Below are 379 nucleotides of genomic sequence, written 5' to 3'. Positions count from 1 at the left end.
CCGGCGCGACTCCAACCTGCAGCGCACCGGCAACGACTGGATCGAGGCCGCGTTCCGCGCCGCCCGCGCCGCCGACCCGGGCGCGAAGCTCTGCTACAACGACTACAACACCGACGGCATCAACGCGAAGTCGACGGGCATCTACAACATGGTGCGCGACTTCAAGTCCCGCGGCGTGCCGATCGACTGCGTCGGCTTCCAGTCCCACCTGGGCACCACGATGCCCGGCGACTACCAGGCCAACCTGCAGCGCTTCGCCGACCTCGGCGTCGACGTGCAGATCACCGAGCTGGACATCACCCAGGGCGGCAACCAGGCCAACATGTACGCCGCGGTCACCCGCGCCTGCCTGGCCGTGTCCCGCTGCACCGGCATCACC

Annotated in this window: 1 protein-coding gene; it reads left to right on the top strand. The window is 69.1% G+C overall.

The genetic code is table 11. The annotated features are described in order from the left end of the window. Window positions 1-379: endo-1,4-beta-xylanase (locus K7640_RS29805; protein ID WP_222958278.1), on the top strand; the 379-nt coding region annotated here is incomplete at both ends.

Source organism: Micromonospora sp. PLK6-60, from assembly GCF_019890675.1.
GTDB lineage: Bacteria > Actinomycetota > Actinomycetes > Mycobacteriales > Micromonosporaceae > Micromonospora.
The sequence above is the reverse complement of the archived record's forward strand: the minus strand, read 5'-3'. Positions and strand labels throughout refer to the sequence as shown.